The 22,781-nt window shown below is 37.8% G+C and carries 14 protein-coding genes; 6 read left to right on the forward strand and 8 right to left on the reverse strand.

The window, feature by feature from the left end:
• Positions 1–94 precede the first annotated feature (94 nt).
• The 3 genes from BMZ31_RS19345 to BMZ31_RS19355 all read right to left on the reverse strand — a co-directional run bounded on the left by BMZ31_RS19345 (position 95) and on the right by BMZ31_RS19355 (position 3,502).
• Positions 95–1,489 (reverse strand): S8 family peptidase, encoded by a 1,395-nt coding sequence (locus BMZ31_RS19345; RefSeq protein ID WP_090833561.1) that lies wholly within the window; start codon positions 1,487–1,489, stop codon positions 95–97.
• Between the two features lie 146 nt (positions 1,490–1,635).
• The gene (locus BMZ31_RS19350; protein WP_090833562.1) at positions 1,636–2,322 is read right to left on the reverse strand and encodes a response regulator; all 687 of its coding nucleotides are present in this window, start codon (positions 2,320–2,322) and stop codon (positions 1,636–1,638) included.
• A gap of 37 nt (positions 2,323–2,359) precedes the next feature.
• Complete coding sequence (locus BMZ31_RS19355) at positions 2,360–3,502, reverse strand: sensor histidine kinase (protein WP_090833563.1); 1,143 nt, start codon at positions 3,500–3,502, stop codon at positions 2,360–2,362.
• 406 nt (positions 3,503–3,908) lie between these two features.
• Here BMZ31_RS19355 and BMZ31_RS19360 point away from each other — a divergent pair, with 406 nt between their 5' ends.
• Both BMZ31_RS19360 and BMZ31_RS19365 read left to right on the forward strand, forming a co-directional pair.
• Positions 3,909–4,544, forward strand: a complete 636-nt coding sequence (locus tag BMZ31_RS19360; RefSeq protein WP_090833564.1) for a YigZ family protein — start codon at positions 3,909–3,911, stop codon at positions 4,542–4,544.
• Positions 4,545–4,703: 159 nt separating this feature from the next.
• The gene (locus BMZ31_RS19365) at positions 4,704–5,792 is read left to right on the forward strand and encodes an LCP family protein (protein ID WP_254778931.1); all 1,089 of its coding nucleotides are present in this window, start codon (positions 4,704–4,706) and stop codon (positions 5,790–5,792) included.
• 397 nt (positions 5,793–6,189) lie between these two features.
• Here the strand turns inward: BMZ31_RS19365 and BMZ31_RS19375 are convergent, their stop codons facing one another.
• Positions 6,190–7,251 (reverse strand): glycosyltransferase family 4 protein, encoded by a 1,062-nt coding sequence (locus BMZ31_RS19375; RefSeq protein WP_090833565.1) that lies wholly within the window; start codon positions 7,249–7,251, stop codon positions 6,190–6,192.
• A 550-nt stretch (positions 7,252–7,801) separates the two neighbouring features.
• Here BMZ31_RS19375 and BMZ31_RS19380 point away from each other — a divergent pair.
• Together BMZ31_RS19380 and BMZ31_RS19385 are read left to right on the forward strand one after the other, a co-directional pair.
• Positions 7,802–9,244 (forward strand): MBOAT family O-acyltransferase, encoded by a 1,443-nt coding sequence (locus BMZ31_RS19380; protein ID WP_090833566.1) that lies wholly within the window; start codon positions 7,802–7,804, stop codon positions 9,242–9,244.
• A gap of 10 nt (positions 9,245–9,254) precedes the next feature.
• Positions 9,255–10,358 carry a hypothetical protein gene (locus tag BMZ31_RS19385; RefSeq protein WP_090833567.1) on the forward strand — a complete coding sequence of 368 codons (1,104 nt, stop codon included), beginning with the start codon at positions 9,255–9,257 and terminating at the stop codon, positions 10,356–10,358.
• Between the two features lie 280 nt (positions 10,359–10,638).
• Here BMZ31_RS19385 and BMZ31_RS19390 read toward each other — a convergent pair whose 3' ends face one another.
• The 3 genes from BMZ31_RS19390 to BMZ31_RS19400 form a co-directional block, all read right to left on the reverse strand.
• Complete coding sequence (locus BMZ31_RS19390) at positions 10,639–15,099, reverse strand: bifunctional 2',3'-cyclic-nucleotide 2'-phosphodiesterase/3'-nucleotidase (RefSeq protein ID WP_090833568.1); 4,461 nt, start codon at positions 15,097–15,099, stop codon at positions 10,639–10,641.
• Positions 15,100–15,324: 225 nt separating this feature from the next.
• Positions 15,325–16,386 (reverse strand): glycosyltransferase family 4 protein, encoded by a 1,062-nt coding sequence (locus tag BMZ31_RS19395; protein ID WP_090833569.1) that lies wholly within the window; start codon positions 16,384–16,386, stop codon positions 15,325–15,327.
• Between the two features lie 430 nt (positions 16,387–16,816).
• A complete protein-coding gene (locus BMZ31_RS19400; protein WP_090833570.1) occupies positions 16,817–18,697 on the reverse strand; it encodes a phosphocholine cytidylyltransferase/choline kinase family protein in 1,881 nt (626 codons plus the stop codon).
• 314 nt (positions 18,698–19,011) lie between these two features.
• On the opposite strand from BMZ31_RS19400, the gene BMZ31_RS19405 reads away from it, so the two are divergent.
• Together BMZ31_RS19405 and BMZ31_RS19410 are read left to right on the forward strand one after the other, a co-directional pair.
• The gene (locus BMZ31_RS19405; protein ID WP_090833571.1) at positions 19,012–20,469 is read left to right on the forward strand and encodes an O-antigen ligase family protein; all 1,458 of its coding nucleotides are present in this window, start codon (positions 19,012–19,014) and stop codon (positions 20,467–20,469) included.
• Between the two features lie 108 nt (positions 20,470–20,577).
• On the forward strand, positions 20,578–22,641 hold the full coding sequence (locus tag BMZ31_RS19410) for a sulfatase-like hydrolase/transferase (RefSeq protein WP_090833572.1): 2,064 nt from the start codon (positions 20,578–20,580) through the stop codon (positions 22,639–22,641).
• Between the two features lie 62 nt (positions 22,642–22,703).
• Here the strand turns inward: BMZ31_RS19410 and BMZ31_RS21080 are convergent.
• On the reverse strand, positions 22,704–22,781 hold a 78-nt coding region (locus tag BMZ31_RS21080), incomplete at its 5' end, for an IS3 family transposase (protein WP_139205985.1).

The following is a 22,781-nucleotide window of genomic DNA, read 5'->3' on the forward strand; positions in this document are numbered from 1 at the left end:
TATAAAGGCTATTTTATATGAAAGTAAAATAAAAAGCATTAATTTGGACAAAACAAAAAGGAAACTTAATATTGCAAGTTTCCTTTTATCACGTTTATTTAGCAGAAGCATTTACAACCGTGGTCCATGTTTTATTTGTTCTATCTGGAGCGACAATGCTTAACGTGTATTGATTATCTATTGCGCTCAAGGCTTTCTTATCTATAAAAGAAGTCGATTTACCTTTATAGATGACCTTGCCATTCTTTTTCAATAGATAGGTTTGCTGACCATTACTCTTCCACATTAGGTAAACTTCGTTCGGGTTGCGGCGCTTGCTTTGCAGCCACATCACCTCATGACCAGCTGACTCGAAATGTGGTGCCTGAACCAAACCATAACCATAAGTTGCATCCCGTCCAATCGGACCGAGGTCAATAGCATTCCCATCAATCATCTGACGAATTTTTTCATGAGAGTAAGTAGGATACTTTTGCTTGTATAGAGCAATGATTCCCGTTACATGTGGTGCGGCCATAGACGTACCTGAAAGGTAAGCAAATCCGCCAAGGTAGGAGCTATAAATCCGGTCGCCTGGTGCACTGATTTCGACTTCCCTACCTGTCGATGAAAAGTCGGCGATGATATCCTTTTGGTCCAATGCACTTACCGATATAACGCTTTTATATTTTGCTGGATAGTTAACGGTATTGACTCCACCGTCGTTACCAGCAGCAGCGACAACGATGATACCTTGAGAGTAGGCGCGATTCACTGCGTCTTCGAGGGCAAAGACCGGTTCATAGAGCCCCAAGCTCATATTGATGATGTCCATATCATTCGCAATAGACCAGTCGATGGCAGCGACGATATCTGAAACATACCCGTCTCCATCACTATTCAGAACTTTTAGCCCAAATAGCTCTGCATTAGGTGCAATGCCGTAAAAAGTATTAGTAGCAGCTTGTTTGGCAGCTACTATTCCAGCAACGTGTGTCCCATGTCCATTATCATCATTAAAATTGGTGTTACCCGAGACAAAATTGTAGCCGCCACTTACCTTCAATTGGGGATGTGTGGCATAGATGCCGGTATCAATGATCCCTACCTTCACTCCTGTTCCAGTAATACCTTGATTATTCACTTGTTGACCGCCCGTTCTTAAAGAACCCCAGTTTTTATTAATAGGATAGTAGGCATTGATTTTCACCTTAGCATCTTTTTCGACGATGATATTTTCATCCTTATTTAGCTCTTCCGATTGGCTAGCAGAAAGCATAGCTACATATGAGCGACCAGCTGCAACGTTTTTAACAATTTTTTTCTTATGCTGTTTTACAAAAGCACGCTCTTTTTCTTGAGTAGCCGCCTTTGCCTTAGCGCTCACTTCTCCATTTACAAACGTGACAATCATTCGTTTTTCAGGATTTTGAGCCGCATTGGCAGCAGGTATATTTAATAGAGTGCCAGAATACAAAATGATTGCCATTAATAGTGTAAGCTTCCGCATTTTCCCCACCACTTTTTGATAGATTAGTTTTAATTCAATTCTAAATCAACCTTGCCCTTTTGAAAAAAGAAAATTTCCACCAAACAAAAAAAGTGCCAGTATCTATCCTTATATCGGACGATTCCTGGCACCTTTAAAGACTTAATTTATCTCACTTCAACCCAGCCGTTTTTGATGGCTACGACTACAGCTTGAGTACGGTCGTTAACATTCATTTTTTGTAAAATATTACTTACATGGTTCTTAACCGTTTTTTCACTGATGAAGAGTCCTTCACCAATGCCACGATTACTTTTTCCGTCGGCAAGCATTTGCAGTACTTCGCATTCGCGTCTTGTCAGCAAGTGTAATGGACGACGGATTTCGATTTGCTGTAGGAATGTTCCCGCTCCTTCATGCAAATCGGCCGTAATGCGTCGGTATTCATTCACAAGGTTGTGTGTCACTTTCGGATGCAGGTATGATCCGCCTTCCGCGACTACCTTAACAGCTTGCACAAGTGCATCTGCATCCATTTCTTTTAGTAAATAGCCACGCGCACCTGTTTTCAAGGCATGCATGACATAGTTTTCATCATCATGTATTGATAGAATGATGACCTTCGCATCAGGATCCTTGGCAATCAAGTGTCCTGTTGCATCAACGCCATTCACTCTCGGCATATTAATATCCATAATGACAACATCTGGTTGGTACTTTTCAACTAAGCTCAATACCTCGCTGCCGTCGTCACCTTCAGCGACTACTTGAAAAGTCTCTTCAAATTCAAGAATTCTTTTTACTCCTTCTCTAAATAGCTGATGATCATCAATAATTACAATCTTGGTAGTCAAATCCCTTCGCCTCCCTGAACCTTCCGATGTTAGATCTTTATTTTTCCATTAACGGTATTTGGATGAATACAATTGTTCCAGATGCCGGCTTTGAATCAATCTTAATTTCGCCTTCCAATAGATGAACACGTTCCCTCATCCCTATCAGGCCAAAAGACTCTGGCTTGCTTTCTGTCACATTGAATCCTTTTCCGTCATCTCTAACAACTACTGTGATAGTGGACTTAGCTATTTCTAGCTTAACTTTTATTTCCCTAGCTTCCGCATGTTTAAGCGCATTTTGAACCGATTCCTGTATCAAACGGAACAGTGCAACTTCATACTGCGATGGAAGCCGGCGATCCTGACCGACACTTACAAAAGTAATACTTGTTTTGTGATACTCTTCGATTGTTTGTAAGTACTTTTTGAGGGTAGGAACGAGTCCTAAGTCATCAAGTGCCATTGGTCGCAAATCATAAATGATTCTTCGGACTTCATATAAGGCCGATCGAATCATTTGTTTGAAGCTGCGAATCTCCAGGAGAGCCGCTTCGACTCCCTTATCTTTATAAACACGTTCGACAAGATCCGAACGCATCATGACATTGGCCAGCATCTGCGCCGGTCCATCATGAATCTCTCTTGATAGACGCTTTCTCTCATCTTCTTGCGCCGCAATTATTTTCAATCCGAAGTCCTGCTTTAGTTTTGCATCTTCTAAGACTTCACCCATTTGTTTTAAATCACTCGTCAAATAATTCATGACAACTGATATCTGTGATACCAGGTGCTCTGCCCTTTCGATCGTCTCACTTAAACCGAGCAAACGTCTTTCTAGATCGTCTCTCTTATCACGGAGCTGTCTTTCCGTTTGTCGATTCAATGTAAGTTCCAATTGCAATTGATGAGCCTTCTCGTAGGCGTCACGCACTTCCGATTCTGAATAATTCTTAAAGTGCATGCTGACTTCTGAGAGACGCTTTCGTGCAAAGCGGGCTTGTACATCCAGTCTGTCGCCTTCGTCAATCACTTTAGCAACGTTTACTTTGACATCTCTCAACTGATCAGAGATGGTATCAAAGTCCTGACGACAATTTTCGCCAATACGGTAAATTTCGGACTTGCTACTGTCCACCGTATCCACCATTTTCTCTAGTATAAGATCAAGGGCTTTTGTGTCAAATTTCTTTTTAGTCATGAATTTCCTCCATGGATCACAGAAAAGCAGATGGAGCCACTTTCTGCATCTTCCCTAGAATTAGGGATTTGAGCAAACTTGAAAGTGCTTCCCGGCTTCAAAAACATTTTATCGTGAATTGAATTAGGTTACTATCATTATGGTATGAAAAATATGTATTTATGTGTAAAATTCGGTAAAAAGTTTGATATTTAATTATCCATCTATATCTTTTAGCCTATATAATAAAGATTAAACCTATTAAATGTAAACTTTTTTCAAAAATGAACATTACACTATCCTTATATACTTATTATAACATTACAAAATGAAACCTATATTAAACTTTAATGACAAAATTATTTAAATATATCATATAGAAATTTGTCGATTTATAATATATACACTGAGAGAGAGGAGCAAGAAGATGCTACCCCAATATTTTACGGTGAACGAGTACGGTTCACATGAAATCAACATACAAAAATCCAGATTTATCGCATATGTTGCGCGAGCTGAAACCGAACAGGCTGCTCAAGATTTTATTACAAAAATCAAAAAGCAACATTGGGACGCCACTCATAATTGTTCAGCCTACTTGATTGGTGAAAACGATCAAATTCAAAAAGCCAATGATGATGGAGAACCAAGTGGAACAGCTGGCACACCCATCCTTGAAGTTTTGAAAAAAAAGCATTTAAAGGATACTGTTGTTGTCATCACAAGATACTTTGGCGGAATTAAACTCGGAGCAGGCGGACTGATCCGTGCTTACGGTAAAGCTACCTCAGAAGGCATTACACATACAGGAATCGTTGAAAGAGTGTTAGTCACAACGATGAAAATTAAAGCCGAGTATCACCTATTAGGTAAAATCGAACGTTCCATTCGCGAGTCCGAATTTAAGATGAAAGAAATTCATTATAATGAAGCGGTGGAAATCGAGGCTTATGTAGAAATGTCCAAAGTCGGCGCTTTTAAAGAATGGATGGTCGATTTGACGAATGGACAAACCGATCTATCAGAAGGAGAACAAGTTTACCTTGAAAACCCTGTAGAATAACGTCGTTTATACTCCCATTTTGGTAAAACGAGACAAAATATACCAAAATTCATCATTTTACTAAAAATTTCAATTTACGAAATTGTAGAAAGGGAGTAAAATGAAAGTTGGTTTAATTTGTATTCTGTGTTTCCTAAGTTATTGAAAAGGAGAAGAATTATGACTGATAATATGCGCTCAATACGCGCTGATAAATCGAAAAAGAAAAAGCGGAGAAAGCGGATTTTCACGTGGCTTGTCCTCCCTTTAATGATATTGATTTTAAGTGCAACTGCTTATGCAACTTTTATATATAAAAAAGCCGAGTCGGTGATTAATGATTCATACAAACCGGTAAAGGCAGAAACAACTCGTGAGGAAAAAGTTGATCCGACAAAGGACAATATTTCTATCCTACTTATCGGGGTCGATGAAAGCAAAAAGCGTGACTTTGGTGAAGCGACTCGTACGGATGCCTTAATGGTGGCGACGCTCAATAAAAAAGATAAGTCGATTAAACTTTTAAGTATCCCTCGTGATTCTTATGTTCACATTCCAGAAAAAGATATCAAGACAAAGATAAACCACGCCCACGCTTACGGCGGAGTGGAATTGACGATTGAAACGGTTCAGGAATTACTGGACATTCCAATTGACTATTACATGAAAATGAACTTTTATGCATTCATGGATGTTATCGATGCACTTGATGGTATAGAAGTAGAAGTTCCTTACGCAATCTCGGAACAAGATTCGAATGATCGTCCGAACGCAATCAAACTTCGACCAGGTGTCCAAACACTTTCAGGTGAAGAAGCTCTTGCTCTTGCCAGAACAAGACATCAAGACAACGACATCGAGCGCGGAAAGCGACAACAACAGATTATGAAGGCCATACTCAAAAAGGCTGTTTCAGTTAATTCTTTCTCCAAACACGGAAAAGTAATTGAAGCAATTGGCGATAACATGACGACGAATATGACGTTTGGCGAAATGAGATCATTGATCAATTATGCTACAGCAGGTACAAACCTGGACATCGAGTCACTCACATTAGAAGGCAGCGACTCCATGATTGACTCTGTGTATTATTATCAACTTGATGACACTTCATTAGCAAATGTCAAAAATACTCTTCAACAGCACTTAACACCTTCATTAGCATCAGATACAACTTCTGATAGCGATAGTGATACACAGTCGTCTGAGTCAGATGAATTATATAGCTCAGACTCAGACAGTGAAGACAGCAGTAATGATAATAACTAAAACTACTAACCACCAATTCCTAAGAGGATTGGTGGTTTTTTTGCTTTACGAAAAAGAGCTATCTCAGTCCAAACAAAAAATCCGCATGCGCGCCTATTGCTAAATGGCACACTTACGGATTTTGAATAATTCAGACCCTTTGCGAAAAGTTTTTTGAAAGTAAATCAATATTAAGAAGTTGATTGGAGCGGAAGGTGCGAGACTCCTCGAAAAGGCTAACGCCTTTTCTTCGTGCGTGGGTCTAATCAAGGAAGCCATTCAATGTCCTGCGGGATTAGCGGGACAGGTGAGACCCCGCAGGCGCAAATGCGCCGAGGAGGCTTACCGCACGCCCCGCGGAAAGCGAGCATCCTGGAGCGGAAATCATCCATTACACTTTCACCACTTTTACTCCCTATTATCGATCTCTTTCAGTTGAATAACGAAGTACTTTCATCATTTTTAACAAAGGACGATAATTTTTGCCTACTAGACCAATCATTTCTGCGAACAATTCAATCAGTAAGACAAGAACGATGACTAAAAGGAATCCTCCCCACAGTTTCGCTTGTGAGAAGATGACTGCGGCTAGTCCGAAGAAAGCGGCCATCGCATAAATCATGATGACTGTCTGACGATGAGAATAGCCCATCCTTAATAAACAATGGTGTAAATGGGATTTATCTGGTGCTGATAAAGGCTGTTTATGAACAATTCTTCTGATAATCGCGAAGAAAGTATCTGAAATTGGTACTCCAAGAATGATGACTGGCACGATGAAGGATACCAAGGTGACATTCTTAAATCCAAGAAGTGACAAGACGGAAATCATATAACCTAAGAACAATGCACCCGTATCACCCATAAAAATTTTAGCCGGATGGAAATTATAGATAAGGAATCCAAGTGTACTTGCAAGCATAATGGAACCAATTGTTATAACATAAACGTTGCCCATTATAATAGCCATACCAGAAATGGTAATTAGTGCAATTGAAGAAACGCCTGCAGCTAAGCCATCAAGTCCATCAATCAGGTTAATCGCATTTGTAATTCCAACAATCCACAAGATCGTAAGCGGAATGCTCAAGTAACCAAATTCCAAGATTCCGCCGAAAGGCAAATTGATGGATTGAACTTGAACACCACCCCATATGACTACAATAGCCGCTGCCGATAATTGGCCTAACAGCTTAATCTTTGCAGAAAGCTCCATCATGTCATCAAGAATACCCGTTACAACTATGATCAGACTACCCAGGATGATCGCTGTAGCGAAAGGGGCAGCAGGACGCATAATCAAGACACCAATGATGAAACTTATATAAATTGCCAATCCGCCTAAACGGGGCATAACTTTTGCATGAACTTTTCGGTGGTTCGGATTGTCAGTCGCTCCTATTTTGAATGCGAGCTTTTTCACTAAAGGAGTGATAAGTATAGAGCAAATAAAGCAAAATACCAAGGTGAAGTATATCATCAAAATCCTCCTCAAAAATATTTTGCCCATTTTTCTCATTATGAAAACAGGCAAAATTCAGTAATCAGAATCACGAACATTCATTATTCAATCGAACATCTTTATACGACAAAAAATTCTATTATTCTTCTATTCTCTGATACTCTAAAGCGGATTATAACACAGCACAATATCATTTAAAATTGAATTTGCAAGTAATGTCGAAAAAAATCTATAAATTGCGTATTTTTTTTAATTTCAAACAGTTTAATCATTCGATATAAACAAAAAAACCTAAGTTCATCACTCAGGTATCAGTCTTTTGTTTGTTATTGAAAGGCCTGATCTGTCACTTCTAATAATAAGGAAGGTTCATGTATTCGTAGTCGAGTCTCAAATCCTACTCCAAACCCTCAATAGGCATTTTCTGCATTATGGCAAAACACATTGTTCATAATAAGGATGTGGTACTATTTCTCCCCTTTATGAATGCTCCATAAATGAATGTTCACAAATTAGCCATTATGTTATAATTCATTGTTGTACTTAATTTTCTCAGGGAGTTGCGTCTATGTTATTTAATTCATATATCTTCATTCTCGTCTTTTTACCAATTGTATTTGTAACTTATTATTCCCTTTTGAAACTAAAAAATAAAAATGTAGCCAAAATATTTTTTATCGTAGCTAACCTTTATTTTTATAGCTACTGGAACATCAAATATTTGCCTATCATTTTATTGTCGATTGCCTTTAACTTCACGATGGCGACAGCTATAAATAATAGCAATAGCCAGAAGAAGAAAAAGACGTTACTCGTAATCGGTATTCTCGCAAACATTGCATTGCTGGGATATTACAAATACTATGATTTCTTCATTACTAATATCAATACGGTTTTTTCTTCAGAAATTGGATTATTGAACTTAGCCTTGCCACTTGCAATCAGCTTTTTCACTTTCCAACAAATAGCGTATTTGGTTGATACGTATCGTGAAGGTACAAAGGAATACAAGTTATTGGATTATGCCTTCTTCGTTACTTTCTTCCCGCATCTAATTGCTGGACCAATTGTTCATCATCGTGAAATCATTGACCAACTTCATGATGGGACAAACTATCGTATTAAATCGGCAAATATTTCTTCAGGACTTTATATTTTTGCAATCGGATTATTCAAAAAGGTTATCATTGCAGATACTTTTGCAGAGTGGGCCAATTTGGGATACAACAACATCCAATCGCTCACATTAGTTGACAGTTGGATTACAACCCTAGCTTACACGATCCAGTTATACTTCGATTTTAGCGGTTATTGTGATATGGCGATCGGTCTTGGGCTTTTGTTTAACATCGTCCTGCCAACTAACTTCAATTCTCCTTATAAAGCATTAGATATTCAGGATTTTTGGAGAAGATGGCATATGACATTAGGTCGTTTCTTCACTCATTACCTTTACATTCCACTTGGGGGCAACAGAAAAGGTAAAGTCATGACTTACTTTAATCTTTTTATCGTCTTTTTTGTAAGTGGCATCTGGCACGGTGCTGGATGGACATTCGTTGTTTGGGGTACTTTGCATGGACTAGCTATCGTAATCCATCGTTTTTGGAAATCTCTTGGTTTTACTATGCCAAAATTACTGGCATGGTTGGTTACATTCTTATTTGTTCATATCGCATGGGTATTTTTCCGATCACCAGATTTAAGTACGGCCAATACGATGCTTCACAAAATGTTTGATATTGGAAACTTTACATTCCCAAGCAGAGTGGCTCTGATCCTAAATGAATGGTTAGGCAGATCTTTTTATCCTGCAACATACTTTTTCGATTTGAAATTAGTAGTACCATTTGCAATTGCATTCTGCATTATCATGTTCTTCAAAAACTCAGTAGAAAAGCTAAGTACATTTACACCTACTTACAAAAATGCTGCTTTTATCAGTTTACTTACTGTTGTGGCCCTTATTTACTTAACAAGGGTAAGTGAATTCTTATACTTTAAATTCTGAGGTGTAAAATATGTCATATAAAAAATTTCTAACGGCCTTTTTTGGCTTAACCGTTTCTCTTGTAGTGCTCATTTCAGCTATTTTCTATTATATAGATCCATTATTCTTATACCGCAAAACGGAGTTGTATCGCGCACAATATCCGAATGCTGAGCGTTACCAAATGCCTGGACTCGTTAAGATGCAAAAATATGATACTTTATTTACGGGAACATCCATGGGGAGAAACTTCGTAGAGAACTATGCCGACGAAAAATTTGGTAGTCAGTCCTTTAATGCTTCCTTGCCAGGATCAACGGCAAAGGAGCAATCAATGGTCGCAGAGTTAGCTTTACGAGAGCATAACCCAAAACACATTCTCTGGGAACTAAATTATTATTCCTTCGCGTCTAAAGACCCTGATTGGGTGATGGGACATCCAAGTGACTTCCCAGGCTATATGTATGACAAGTCGAAAGTAAACGATATCCGCTATTTATTTAATTCATATAACATCAAAGCCTTGTATCGAAACTTATCTGCAAATAAGCGTGGTGACGAAAGCTGGCGTGATGTTGAAAAGCTGTACAAATTCGGTGAAAACGCGCCAAAAGAAACAACAGAACGAATCACCAATTTCCTTAATAACGCCGGTCCGATGGCTCAGTTACCTGACTATGAAACTTCTGAAACCATGATGAACTCGTTTCAAGAAAATGTCATGAGGTTGGCAAAATCTCATCCTGATACGAAATTCACTTTATTCTTCGCGCCTTATCCCATTTATAATCATGTTTCTTTTTACAAAAGGCATCATGATTATCTAAAAGAACGTCTGAAGTTTAAAGAAGAAGTTTACACACTGATCAGTAAATACCCTAATATAGAATTATATGACTTCCAAGACGAAGCAGCAGTCACATTCAATATCGCAAATTACATGGGTGACGGTGTTCATTATCAGCCTTATATCAACAAGTGGATTATTGATCAAATAGCTGAAAAACCTCCAATTAATGGCTTAGATGTTTATAAGCAAAAACTAAAGCTATTTGAAATGCAAATTGAAAACTTTGACATGAATCAACTAACGGAAAATGATTCAATCAAGAAAAATTATGTAACAGAAAAGTAGGGACGGCCTTGACCGTCCTTTTTTTGTTGATCTGATTGACTTGATCAGATGTTCATGAGGAGTTTTCCGACGTTTTGAAGTATAATCTGGCGTTCATGAGGTGTTTTCCGACGTTTAGGTGGAACGTTTAGGTGGAATAATCCGACTTTTATAAGGAGTTTTCCGACGTTCAATTTATTTTCACTACTAATATTCACTAAAATCCGCCAACAACTTAAACACCTTCTATGCAAAAAAAATGGATTCCCATTGGGAATCCATTTTTCTTAAATCTTATTTCTTACTTGATCCAAGCTCCATCTTTACCAAGCTTGTAACCATCGATTTTTGTGTTAGACGCCATTGTACCGTCTTTGTAGAAGTAGTACCATTTCTTACCTACTTGTACCCAACCAGTCTTCATTGCACCTTTGTCATCCAGGTAGTACCATTTCTTGCCTAGTTGTAACCAGCCTGTTTTCATAGCGCCAGTATTGTAGTCTAAGAAGTACCACTTGCCTCCGCTTTGAACCCAACCAGTCTTCATAGCACCGTTGGCTTCTAAGAAGAACCATTTGCCTTTGCTTTGAACCCAACCAGTTTTCATGACACCTTTGTCATCTAAGAAGTACCATTTACCAGCACTCTTAACCCAACCAGTTTTCATTTCTCCGTTTTCAGCCAAGAAGTACCACTTACCGCCAACTTTGATCCAGCCAATTGCCATATCACCATCAGCATTTAGATAGTACCATTTGTTACCGTGCTTCTTCCAACCAGTTTGCATGATACCTTCTTCATCAAATAGATACCATTTGCCTTTTACTTTGAACCAGCCAGTTACAGGTTCACCAGTTTTTGGATCAACATAGTACCAATGTCCATCGAATTGCTGCCAGCCAGTAGCTAACTTTTCAACTTCGAATTCGAAAGTAGCACTGTTGCCGAACAAGTCAGTAGTTTCAACTTCAACGATTGTACCAGCAGCTTGTTTCTCCATATCAACTGCAAAGTTACCGTAGTTGTCAGCATAACCTTCACCGATTACTTCTCCATCAACACTTACGACAACAGTTGCATATGGATCTGTTGTACCTTCAAGAACTTCAGTGAAATTATTTAAGAAGAATACTTCAGTATCAACGATTGAATCGTCTGCTTTTAAGAATCTGTTTTCGTAATCAGCATTGATTGGGCCATCGTAATTTTGGATATATTTTACAAATGCATCTAAATCAGTTGGTCCTTGTAATTTGTTTGTACCTTTAAGAAGTGCTGCATAGCCATCTCCGCCGCCAGCCATAAAGTTATTCACAGTGATAGTGAATGTATCTTCTGCAGCGATTTCTTCGCCATCTTCAGTGTACAAATCAAGTACTTCACCGATTTTGTATGTCTTTCCATCTTTTTCATAAACAACTTCTTTTTCTTTCCAAGTATAAACTAAACCTGAAATTTGAAGCATTTTTGCACGAGTTACGTCAGTCCATTGTTGATTTAACAACTCTCTTAAGACCTCACCCGTAACAGTCATTTTGATAAGATCGTTACCAAATGGCTGGACTCCGAAAAGCTCGCCCCAAGTAAGTTCACCAGCCTCAAGGTCATTACGAATTCCGCCTGGGTTCATGAACGCCATATCAGTGTCCATTTCCGCACGCATTGAATCTGCGATAATGTTTCCTAAAACCTGCTCACCGCTTGCATTTGGTGTTCTTGTCAAGGCAACTTCAGATGTACCAATTACCTTGTTAAGTTTTGGAGCAACTGCATCTTTGTACTCTTTCATTTCAGCTGCAATTTTTGCATCTGGTGTAATTCCAGAATGTAAAGTGTCTACAACAGCAGCTTTAGTTTGATCTTTAACAACATCTCCTGTTACAGGATCAATTGTTAAATCGATATCAGAGAATGCAGTTCCATATGACCAAGATTGTACAACTCTTATTCCATTTACATCTGTATTCAAGTACTTGTGATCATGTGCGCCGTACATAACGTCGACTTCAGGGTCAACTTTTGAAGCGAATTCAACAACTTCTCCTGTCGCACCAGTACCATCAGTTTTTGAAGTTCCTGGATTATGAGTTAGGACAACGATTGTTTTAACACCTTTTTCTTTTAACTCAGCAGTATATTTGTTGATTGCCGTTACTTCGTCAGTAAACTCAACGTTTGCCACTGCACTTGGAATAACGATGCTTGGAGTTGATTTTGTAACAACACCAATGATACCAATCTTAACTCCATCTACTTCCTTGATTGTATAAGGGTCTAAAATCAATTCTTTAGAATCTTTGTATTGAACGTTTGCAGCAACATATGGGAAGTCAGCACCTTCAAATGCGCCATACTTTTCAACCGTTGCAGCGTGTTCTCCACCATTGATCAAACGAAGCATTTCTGCAACGCCTTCATCAAATTCATGGTTACCAATCGTACCAGCATCAAAACCAATTTCATTTAAGAAACGGATTGTAGGCTCGTCTTGTAGCAATGCAGAAACTGGCGCACTTGCTCCAACTGCATCACCTGCATGTAGCATAAGCGTGTTTGCTGGATTCGTTTCTTCGCTTTTCTTTAAGTAAGCTGCTAGGTATTCAATACCACCAGACTTATCTACTACATTGCCACTACTATCTTTAATAAGTCTGTACGTATCAAGTTGACCATGGTAGTCATTGATACCTAATAATTGCACGTGAACGTTTTGATCTAAAGTGTATTGCTCAAAGCCAGATCCATCTGGTAATGGCCCTACGTTTTTAACGTTTGGTGCTGATGTTAAGTATTCTTTTGCTGCTGGTGATGATTTGAAAGTTAATGTTTTTGCAACTCCACCAACTGGAGCGATTTTCCAGTTATTATCAGCTGCTGGATTAACTACACCTTTAGCTTTGATATAATCCATCAAAATTTGACGATTTTCAAATGGTGAATCAACAACAACTGTAGCTTTTCCACCTTTTGTTCCAGGGAAGTTACCTCCGCCAGATGCACGATAGTTATTTGTAGCTACGATAAACTTTTGAGTTGGATCAATTGGGTTTCCATCCATATCAGTAAAGTTAATGATACGGTGTGCACTTTCATCCGCAACAACCCCAGTTTTGAAATCATAACGTGCTGGTTTAGTTACATCGATTTCATATTTTACACCATCGATAACATCAAAGTTAAACGGTTCGAATGCATAGTTAATTAATTCTTGAGCATCTGCTTTTTCAGGAACAATAGTATTAAATTGCGAAGCAGACATTTCCAACCATTCTTTAACTTCTGCACCCGTTAACTCAACTGCTTTTAGTGTATTGTTATACAGATAAAGGTCATTTGCACTCTTAATAGAAAGGTCGCCTTTTGCAATCCTTGTATAGTCATTTGCACCTTGACGCCCTGCTTTAAATGGTGCACCAGCAGAGATAACCGGAACATTCTTAAGGTCTGGACGATTCACTTCAATCCAATTCTTTACATAATCTGTTTGCGCGTTATTTACGATTTGGATAGTAGGGTCATCCATTACACGTGAGAAGAAGCTATGCATTTGGGAAGTTGTTTCTCCAATTTTGCCACGAACATAATCAAGTGTTCCTTGATGTTCAGAAGCAACCCCTTCAACGATATTAGCTTCAGCAGGTGTAGCAGGAAGAACCGGACGAGTAACGGACTTAGAGTTTTCTTTATCGACTACCCACTTACCATTTGAATCTTTTACAAGTGCCAGATCCATAACCCCTAGGTTATTTCCCCAGAAACCAGCTTCCAAAGCATGAGTACCATTGATAGTACCTTTTGCACTATCAAATCCAGGTAGATCAGGATTCTCTAATTTACCACCTTCATGAAACTCTTTTCCACCAGGGAATGCATAGTGAGCATGTCCAAACAGCATAGCATCAATGCCAGCGATTTTCGTTAAATCATACACAGCATTTTCTGCTTCTTCTTGACCTGCAGCTTTAATATCACAGCCAGAGTGGGCAATTGCAACAATAACTTCAGCACCAGCAGCTTTCATTTCAGGAATGAATTTGTTAGCTTGCTTCACGATGTCTTTAGCAATTACTTTTCCAGTTAGGTTATCTTTATCCCACTGCATGATTTGCGGTGGTGCGAAACCGATTACTCCAACTTTAACTGTACCAAGACTGTTGCCAGCTTCGTCAAAAAGTTCTTTATCAATTAATTGATACGGAGTAAAGTAGTTCTTATCGTTGTCAGGATTACCATCTTTGTCATCATGATAGATGTTGGCGTTTACAATTGGGAATTGGACTTCTTCTAAAACATTGTTTAAGTAATCCAGTCCGTAGTTAAACTCATGGTTACCAACGATTCCACCATCATATTCTAAGTAGTTCATCGCTTTATACATTGGATGGGTATCAGTTTTACCCAACGGCTTAACTTTAGCTACATAATCTGCAAGCGGATTACCTTGAATGGTATCACCTGCATCAAATAACATAGAGTTTTTAACTTCTGATCTTGCTTGTTGAATTAATGTAGCTGTTTTTGCAATACCATAGTTAAGGTTATTTCCTTTTGAATCTTTGTCTGTGTCTTGATAGTAGTCGTACGGCATTACATTTGAATGTAAATCTGTTGTTTCTAAAATACGAAGCGTTGCAGTTGGTGTTCCCTCTGCTTTAGCAACATTTGAGTTAAATGAAAAAGGAACCACGCCTGCAGCGAGAGTAACTGCTAGAGAACCATTTAACAGCTTTCTACGAATATTTCTTCGAATCTGTCTCTTCACTCATTTTCCGCCTTTCGATAATAAATTATCATTGCTAACCTATTTTACAAATTTTTTAAATAGAAAGATAGCTATTTTTGTAGATATTTTGTAAATTTTTATGAAAATTGATAATAAATCGTCAAATCTATTGTTAACGCTTTCATATTTTGCCATGATATACTAATTTTCGTTTTTTAACCGCAAAAAAGTCTAGAAACTTTGTAAGTTCCTAGACTTTCTGATTTATCTATTTTTAACATTCGCTGGTCTAAAACCTTTTAAGAAATTTAACAAAGGTCGATAGTCTTCTCTCACTAATCCTATTTTTTCAACAATCACTTCAATTGCAATCAATAGGGATAGGATGAGTATTAAAGATCCCCAAACTGTTGCTTGCGAAAAGATGAAGGCAGCTAGGCCAAAAATGGCTGCCATTGCGTAGATAAGCAATACGGCTTGTCTGTGAGAGAACCCCGTTCTAATCAGACAATGATGTAAATGTGATTTATCCGGAGCAGATAATGGCTGTTTATTAACTAATCTGCGGATAATCGCAAAGAATGTATCCGAAATCGGTACACCTAAAATGATTACAGGAATGATAAGAGAGATGAACGTTACATTCTTAAATCCAAGTAGCGACAGAACACCAATCATATATCCAAGAAATAATGCTCCTGTATCTCCCATAAAAATCTTCGCAGGATGGAAGTTATAGAGTAAGAAGCCAAGTGTGCTTGCAAATACGATAAAACCAACCGTCATTACGTACGCATCGCCCATAATAATCGCCATTCCTGAAATAGTGATTAAGGCAATAGAAGAAACACCAGCTGCAAGACCGTCTAAACCGTCAATAAGATTAATCGCGTTTGTAATACCAACTATCCAAATGATTGTAAGCGGTATGCTCAAATATCCAAATTCGATCTGTCCGCCGAATGGTAAGTTGATGAATTCAACATTCACTCCGCCCCAAATAACAACGACACCAGCTGCAGCTAATTGGCCCAGCAATTTAATCTTAGCTGAAAGCTCAATCATGTCATCAAGGAAACCAGTAATGATGATGATAAGACTTCCAAGAATGATTGCATTTGCATAAGGACCTTCTGGTTGAGCCACTAATAGTCCAATGATGAAGCTTAAGTATATTGCCAGTCCGCCAAGTCGCGGCATGATTTTCTGATGTACTTTTCTTTGATTTGGCTTATCTGTTGCGCCAATTTTGAAAGCTAGCTTTTTGACTAAAGGAGTAAGAAGAATGGAGCTAATAAAGCATATTGCCATGGTGATATAAATCATCAAGATCCTCCTCGTATATATCTGTTCAATTGAATGCAAGTTGAATGATAAAAGTTAGTTTAATGGGATTCTAACAATCTCAAATGTTAGTAATCCTTTACTCTTCGTATCTCTCAATTGGATACCTAGAGGATTATAACATAGCTAATTACCAATTAGAATAGAAAATACCCTTTATGCTCAAAAAATACTCATTTACGTGAGTAAAATCCGCAAAAACATGACTATTTTCTTATGCTAAGGATTTCGCAAACAGTTCCATAAATGGAAAATATAAAGTCGTTATCGTATTCCCACACTATAAGACGTTATTTGTAGAAATAAGTTTCACAAGAAAGGAATCTTTTTAAAAAAAGGAGAAAGTCTCAAAAAAATGGCCCTGAATTTGTTCAGGACCATCCTTTTATCCACCATGACGATTATAACTGCTTTAGCTTTCGACCGCTTCTACTTCGGTAAACAGAGCGTCAAACTTGTTGATGTTTTCTTTTGCACGATTGTATCTGTTTAATCCGTATGGTCCAAAGTCATCTCCACATGCTTCCTTTAAGACCGTCCAAACACTCCATAGGAAGTCTTGGTATATCTTCGCAATTAAAATACGCTGTCTGTCTTCAATCGTTTCCTGACCGTTGCGATATTTGTTTAACAATAATTCTTCTTCCGCTTCAGAGAAACCACACTCAAGCGAGAATGCCGCTAAATCCCATAATGGATCGTTTTTACCGGCGTATTCCCAGTCAATGAGATAAAGTTTTTCTTCACTACTTTTAACAAAATTCTCAGGTACCGTGTCGTTATGACATGGAGTCATTTCAACATTCAGTTGATCGTAGAATCTTTTCAGCCTAAACACGTCATTTCTTACGGTTTCATAATCCTCAAAGAAATCCGCCCCAGCCTCAATGGCTAGCAATTCATAATGGGATAGCTTTTGGAATGTATCAAATTCATTCATCATTTCAATATCTGATTGATGTAACTGTTGAAGGATTTTCACCACGGAATGAATATTATCCACTCGTTTTGCCGTTTTTGGATTCAATGTCTCAGCATTTTCAATAAAACGGACAATTTTCAAACCCGTCTTTTCATTGAAGTACAGTTGTTCAGGGTTAATCCCAAGCTTTGAAGCTTGTTCCGCATTCATCTTCTCTTCGATGCGATTAATCATCTTATCCGTACCGACCCCTGATACTCGGACAACATATTCTTCTCCAGCGATTGCCGCCTTATAGTTTTTATTCGTCATGCCTCCGAAAGGTTTTACTTCCGTAATAGTCGTTACGTCTATATTCAATGCATCTGCAATGGATTGTCTAAGCTCGAGCTCCTGGAAAAGTTCTTCTTTTCTGACGAGCATCGGATATGTTTTATCAACGACCGTTTTCAGTTGGATATTGTTATCGATTTCGGCCCAAATGAGGTCAGAGATCTTTAGATAGCCAATATTGATTTTTCGCGAAACATCCAATAACAAATACTCATAGTTCACATAAGGATTTTTATTGTCTTGGAAGTCTTTTAGCATCTCTTTATAAACCTCATGCGAGAGCTTCGTGACCCCAATCATTTCTCCATCAATTCTGTTGAGTTGATGAATATCTTTAGATATTTTATAAAGGTATCCATTCTTTATTTCAATGTAACCTTCATCACCCGATCCACTTTCTTTTGTTACTAAGATACAATCCCGCTCGTGATGGTCCATAAGCTGGACAATCGCATTTTCTTCAATAAGAATATCGTCTTCAAATAGAAGAAAATCATCATCGACTAATTCACTTGCCATTGCCAGCGAGGACATCGACCCCGTCCAAAGATATTCTGGATTATGGATAAGATGTATGTTAGGGTTGCTTGTAATAAAAGGTTGTCCCTCAAACTCCGAGCTCTTATAGCCTGTAACGATAACAATCTTCTCAATCCCGTTCTTGAATAAAATATTGACCGTTCTCTCCAATAAAGTTATTTCACTTACTGGAACCAAGCAGGCAGGAACATTGAAGTCACTTTTTGAACCAGCTGCTAAAATGACAGCATTCTTTACTTCTTTATGTTTAATGTTGTGAATGCTCACTTTATTGGCTTGTAAATTCCCAAGTTGATTTTTCAAATACTCTTTTCCTGAATCAGTAAGCAGGTATTGAAACTTCCTGCCGCTTTTAATAACTTCTAGTAAGCCTCTCTCCAATAAGTGGTTAATTGTATAATTTACTTTCCCAGCAGAAATATTGCATTTTTCTGCAATTCCCTTTTGGCTCAGTTCAGGAAATTTAGATATGGTTTCAAGAATATAAAAATTGTACATTTTCTAATCCTTCCCCTTTAAAAACTACGTTCATTTTTTGAATGATTAAATCATAACAAGTAATTTGGGGATTGTAAACAAATAGCACCTTCATTTTGTCGAATATTAAATGTAGGAAAATCATTGAACTGGTAGAAGGAAAAATATATGGGAATATGGTGGATATAGTATGCTTCCTATATATAAAGCTAAACATAAGCGAGAGAAAAACCTTTAAAAGGAATTATCAGATTCCTTGATTATTTCGACAAAAAAAGTTATTATATATGCTGGTCTAATTGTGTTTTCTAAATAAATATAGAGGTTGGTAAACGATGAATGTACTTCGCAACGATAGATTGATTTTGACGATAGCCGTCTTACTAGTGACCCTGAGCATTGTTTCTGGGAATACATATGCCGGGCTTGCAGTTTCTGGGATTCTTGCCATTTTTGCCTTAATGAAAAGAGAAACAGGTTTGCTATTATTGATTCTGTTTACCTCATTAAGACCCTTCCTAATTGAAATGAATCCCGGTTTGAAGATTACTGGGGATTTAATTATCTTTTCCTTATTAATAGCAACCATTTTTCTTAATCGAAAAAATATCAAAAGTTTGTTTCATTTCCATATGTTTGAAATTGCCTTATTCGTCTTCCTAGGATTAGGTATCGTTTCTGCTTTATTAACTGGAGTTGATTTAAAAGCAATTATTGTACAAATACGCGCTTATGTCCTTTTCTACTTTGTTTATTATGTATTTAAGCGAATGGACGTTTCAAAAGAGTTTGTACTAAAAGTAGTGCAATTAACGTTTGTCACTGCAGTAATCATGTCATTACATGGTTATATCGAAAAGATATCCGACAAGACTTTCTTAATGCCAGAAGCATGGAAAAATTGGACACTGTCCGCAACAAATCACATTCGTGTTTATGGTCTCCTAAAAGGTCCTAACGAACTATCTCTTTACTTGGCAATCGCTTTCCTAATTTCACTTTACTTACTCGTTCATTACACTGGGGTTAAGAAGTGGATTGTCTACTCAGGTCTAGCTGTAATTGGTTCTACTTTCCTACTCACTTATTCACGTGGTGCGTTCTTAGCTTTGTTTGTCTTCATTGCGGTCTATATGATTCTGTTTAGAAGCATCAAAAAAACGCTCCCTTTATTATTAGTGTTCATTTGTTCAGCAGGGCTGTTTTTCGCCGTTAATTTCGTTGCAGACACGTACCAAGAGAAGGTCCTTTACGCAGAAGAACCTACTGATGATATAGATGACGTTGAAAAAACACCAAGTAAAGAAACAGGTTATAACCGCTATAAAAATGCTTTCTCAGAAGACACACTAGAGAAAAGCGGCAGTGACGGAAGAATTTATTATGTAACAAAAGCAATTGAAGTATTTAAAGATCACCCAATAATCGGCACTGGTTTTGGTACCTTCGGAGGTGCTGCTACCCTAGCCTATTCATCACCAATATATGATGATTATGACATTGGATTTAACTTCTATTCCGATAATCAATATATCCTTACACTTGCTGAAACGGGAATATTGGGAGTTCTGATATTAACATTGTTAGTGTTCGGCTTCTTGAAAATCACGATTAAAATGTTTAGAGAAAAATCTGATACATCCCTATCCATCACACTCGTCTTCTTCTTTGTAACCATGATGGTTGGCGGACTTGTCTACAATATCCTTGAAAATGATACATTCATGCTTTATTACTTCCTAGCTATGGCACTTGCTGCTCGAAAGCTAGGCTTAGAAAAGAAAGAATTTTAATCAAAAGGACGATCAAGTTTCTTTTCAGAAATCTTATCGTCCTTTCGGTTTATTATCGGTATTTTGTGGAAGCATTCATATAAAAGATAGAAAGGATTAAATAATAAGATGCAAAAATTCTTAAATAAAGCGAAATGGTTTTACTTAGGGTTACTATTCGCAGTACCTTTAATCACCTTATTACTAACGGAAAGTGTTCATCGCGGGTCATTTACGAAAGCGTTAGCATGGATACCCGAAAGTAGCTTTTCATTTCTGATTTCCTATTTATTCTTCTTCTTATTCATAAGTGCACTAGCATTCACACCTAAGAAATTATTCATTCCGTTGCTATTCATTCAATTGTTTTTATGGTTGACTATCGCAGTTGGCAGTTATAAAAAATATCAGTTGCGGGGAGATTATTTTAATCCGACTGATTTGACGCTTATTAAGGAAGGCGTTGCTATTACAAGCTACATAAACGGATTATTCACATGGAAGTACATCATTGCCTTTATCTTATTTATAACCCTAATTGTTGGCATCATTTACGTCATGATTAAAATGACAGAACCGCTTCAATTCAAATTACGCGTGATTTTATCTTTGCTTTCTATTGCTGGTTTAACAGCTTTGTTGTACAATCCAACTGTTTTTTCTTTACGCGCAACCCCAGCCAATAATGTTGAAGAGTATGAAAAACTTGGACTTGTTGGTGGATTTCTAAGCATGAGAGAAAAAACCAAAATTGTTCATCCTGAGGAATATACAAAATCTGAGATAAAGAAAATTACGGGGTCACTGAAACAAACCACTGAAGTGGATGAGAACTTCAAACCTAACGTCATTGTCGTTCTAGCTGAAGCATTCTGGGATCCTTTGCTCATGACAAATCTACAGTTTGAAAAAGACCCCATTCCATTTTATCGATCTATGACAGAACAAAGCAGCTCTGGACAACTTGTCACCCACACCTATGGCGGTGGGACAATCAATACAGAGATGGAAATCTTAACGGGACTATCCACGAGATTTTTACCTGAAGGGAACGAAAGCTTTAATTCCCAAATTACGAGACCTATTGATTCACTTGCACACAATTTTAGGAATCAAGGCTATAACACGACAGCCGTTCATACATTCAAGAACTGGTTCTACGATCGAAACTTGACGTATAGATGGCTCGGTTTTGAGAAATTCGTCAGCATGGAGTTCTTTTCAAATCCTGCACACATAGGTTCATTTATTGACGATCGAGATTTAATGAAACAAACATTAAGCGAACTGAAAAAAACAAAGGGCCCGGATTTCATTAATACCGTTACTGTTTCCAGTCACGGTCCATATGACGACATTAGATACGAAGATCTTAAGAGTTGCGGAAATACACCCAAATTATCGAAAGTACCACAATATGTATTGGACCTGTATTGCCAAGTATTAAGTGATACAGATGATGCTCTAAGAGTGCTTGTCGAAGGTGTGGAAAAGTTGGATGAGCCTACGATGATTGTCGTTTATGGAGACCATCTTCCTATGTTAGGTTATGATTATGCTGTTTATCGTGAAGCCAATTATTTCAAGAGTTTAAATTCATATGAAGATTATATGAAACTTCACGAAACTCCTCTTGTTGTTTGGGACAACTTCTCAAAACCAGAGGAAAAGGAACAGCTCAAGATGACGCCGAATTTCTTAGGGTCCTATATCCTTTCACATGCCAAGAAAGAGAAATCTCCTATCTTCCAGGCATCAAGCAAGGTATATGAACAAGGCTCACATGTTATCCCTAAGACAGTATTTAATGCTCAGGAAGGTATTGATGAAGCAATACTGAAAGACTACAAGCTGCTTCAGTACGATATCCTGTTTGGTGACCAATATAACTATTCAATAGACTCCGTTGAACCTGTTAAAAACTTTTTACTCGGAAGCGAGAGAATGACTATTAAAAAGGTTACAGTGAGCGGAAATAAACTAACCATAAAAGGCAAAAATTTCGTTTTCAACACGAAGGTATTCATAGATGGTAAAGAGCAGGATATTTCTTTTGTCAGTGAATCTAAAATAACGGTCACAACCCCTAAAAAGTTAGAAAAGGACAAGCAGGTAAAAATCATTCTGAAAGTACTGGATGATCGTGATACTAGCATCTCCGAATCGAATGAAATCACCTTTCAGGTAGATTAGCTGGATGCATACGAAAAGCCCCTTCGGCACTGAATTGACCCAATAAAGTTAGACAAAAAGTTTTAAGCTGCTTTCAAGACCTGAGTCCGGTATTCGACTGGACTTAGGTCTTTTAATTTTGCCTTCATTCGTTTGTGATT

Source organism: Bacillus sp. cl95, assembly GCF_900115925.1.
Taxonomy (GTDB): domain Bacteria; phylum Bacillota; class Bacilli; order Bacillales; family Cytobacillaceae; genus Neobacillus_A.